Here is a 2,510-nt window from a genome sequence, read left to right as displayed (position 1 = left end):
GGACGGAGGCTACCTGCGGCGATGCCGTAGTGGCCGATGAAAGCCCCGGCAGCGTCAGCCGGGCCGGGGCGTCGTGATCCATGCCGGGCGATCCAGTCAGCCGGTACCAGCCACATAGGCCCCCACCAGAACGACGATTCCGCACAAAAGCAGCACACCCGTCGGCAGCCCGCGATCGGGCAGCGGCACGGGAAAGGAGAGTTCGGCGCGCCTGGTGAACGCCCCCCGGCTTTCCACCTTGAAGCGTTCAACAAGGGGTTCCGGATTCAGGCCCAGGGCCTTGGCGTAGGTGCGCAGGAAGCCGACGGCGTACGCACTGCCGGGCATTTCGCCGGGGCGGTCGCCTTCCAGTGCTTCCAGATAGGACAGGCGGATGCGCAGCCACGCCGCGACATCGGGCAGTTTCCAGCCCATTTCCTCCCGCTTCGCGCGCAGTTCGTCACCGACCGATGGGGACGATGCCCTGCCGGGTTCGGGGGCGGCCGCTGTCGCGGGGTTGGAGCGGAACATGCGCTTGCCGTCGCTCATCCGTAGCGTGCCCTCTCCTCCTGCCGGATCAGGGCGTCAATGGCCTGATCGACCAGTTCCCGGATGATTTCGGCAACCGGCTGCTCGGCGGTGATCATGCCGACCGACTGCCCCGCCATGACGGAGCCGTTTTCCACATCGCCCTCGATCACGGCGCGGCGCAGGGATCCGGCCCAGAAATGCTCGATATCAAGCTGGGCGGCTTCCCGGGTCAGTTCACCGGCCTGAAAGCGGCGCAGCGTTTCGGCCTGATGCTGCAGGAACTCACGCGTGCCCGCATTGTTGAGCCCGCGCACGGGAATGACGGGAAAACGCTCATCAAGCTGGACGGAGGTCACGGCGTCACGCGCGTTGGCGCGGATGAACGCCTTCTTGAAGCGTTCATGCGCGATGCTCTCGCGTGAGGCGGCGAAGCGCGTGCCCAACTGCGCGCCGGACGCGCCAAGTTCGAGATAGGACAGGATCGCATCCCCCGCCCCAGCCCACCGGCGACAAAGACCGGCACGTCATGGATATGGGGCAGGATCTCCTGCGCCAGCACGGTCAGGGAGACCGGGCCGACATGCCCGCCCGCTTCCGATCCCTCGATCACCAGCGCATCGACGCCCAGACGGACCAGCCGCCTGGCCAGCACCAGCGCGGGCGCGAAGGCGATGACCTTCGCCCCGCCTTCCCTGATGGCGCGGATGACCGGGCCGGGCGGGATGCCACCGGCCAGCACCACATGGTGATGCCCGCATCCAGGCAGACGCGCACGAGCTGGTCGAGCCGGGGGTGCATGGTGATCAGGTTGACGCCGAAGGGGCGCGTGGTCAGGGCCTGTGTGGCGGCGATTTCCTCGGCCAGACGGTCCGGCTCCATCGCGCCGCAGGCCAGCACGCCAAAGCCGCCGGCGTTGGAAATGGCCGAGACGAGATGACGCTCGCTGACCCATGACATCGCCCCGGCCAGAAGCGCGTATTCACTGCCAAGGAAGCGCGTGCCCCGGCCCCACAGATGGTCGAGCCGGGCGCGGGCTTCCGCCCGGCGGGCGGGATCGGCCATGGCCGCCGTGATTTCGGGTGTGCCGGGAGATGTCATGTCGGTTCCGCTCACGCCGCATCAAGACCATAGGCGGTATGCAGGGCGCGCACCGCGAGTTCGGTATATTCGGCGGCGATCAGCACCGAAACCTTGATTTCGCTGGTGGAGATGACCTGCACGTTGATGTTGCGCTCCGCCAGCGTGCGGAACATCGTGCTGGCCACGCCGGCGTGCGACCGCATGCCCACGCCGACCACGCTTATCTTCACCACATCGTTATCGGTCAGCAGTTCGCCGTACTGGATGGTGGCGCGGTGCGCGTCCAGCGCCGCGATGGCGCGCTCCAGGTCGTTCTTGCTGACCGTGAAGGTCATGTTGGTCATGCCGTCATCGCCCGTGCTCTGCACGATCATGTCCACGTTCACGTTGGCGTCCGACAGCGGGCCGAATACCGCCGCGGCAATGCCCGGGCGGTCGGGAACCCGGCGGACGGAAAGTTTCGCCTCATCCCGGGAGTAGGCAATTCCGGCGACCTGTTCCTGTTCCACGATTTCGTCCTCATCCACGACTAATGAACCGGGCAGATGCCTTCGGATGGTGCCGGACCATCATTGAAACTGGACAGCACCTGCACGCGCACGCGCTCCTTCATGGCCAGTTCCACACTACGGGTCTGGAGCACCTTGGCCCCTACGGATGCGAGTTCGAGCATCTCCTCGTAGGTAATCCTGTGCAGCTTGCGTGCTTGGTAACAATACGGGGGTCGGTTGTATAGATTCCGTCCACGTCCGTGTAGATATCACACCGGTCCGCCTTCAGCGCCGCCGCCAGCGCCACGGCCGAGGTATCGGACCCCCCGCGCCCCAGCGTCGTGATCCGCCCGTCAGCCGATGCCCTGGAAACCGGCGCAGACCGGCACCTGCCCCGCCTTCATGCTGGCGACCAGCGCCGTGCCGTCG

Annotated in this window: 1 protein-coding gene and 2 pseudogenes; all 3 read right to left on the bottom strand. The window is 66.6% G+C overall.

Going from position 1 to position 2,510, the window contains the following annotated elements; genetic code table 11:
• Positions 1-96 precede the first annotated feature (96 nt).
• On the bottom strand, positions 97-528 hold the full coding sequence (locus JCM25156_RS24470) for a helix-turn-helix domain-containing protein (RefSeq protein WP_306301750.1): 432 nt from the start codon (positions 526-528) through the stop codon (positions 97-99).
• A pseudogene (locus tag JCM25156_RS24465) lies at positions 525-1,572 on the bottom strand (NAD(P)H-dependent flavin oxidoreductase). Before JCM25156_RS24465 ends, JCM25156_RS24470 begins: the two are co-directional and overlap by 4 nt.
• 47 nt (positions 1,573-1,619) lie before the next feature.
• Positions 1,620-2,510: pseudogene (locus JCM25156_RS32175) on the bottom strand (aspartate kinase); the annotation flags it as partial.

It is taken from the genome of Komagataeibacter kakiaceti JCM 25156 (assembly GCF_000613305.1).
This window is presented reverse-complemented; position numbering and strand designations above follow the sequence as displayed.

What these genes read in the sequence shown, in the direction of transcription:
- JCM25156_RS24470 (WP_306301750.1), bottom strand. Translation starts at nt 528, where the DNA reads ATGAGCGACGGCAAGCGCATGTTCCGCTCCAACCCCGCGACAGCGGCC.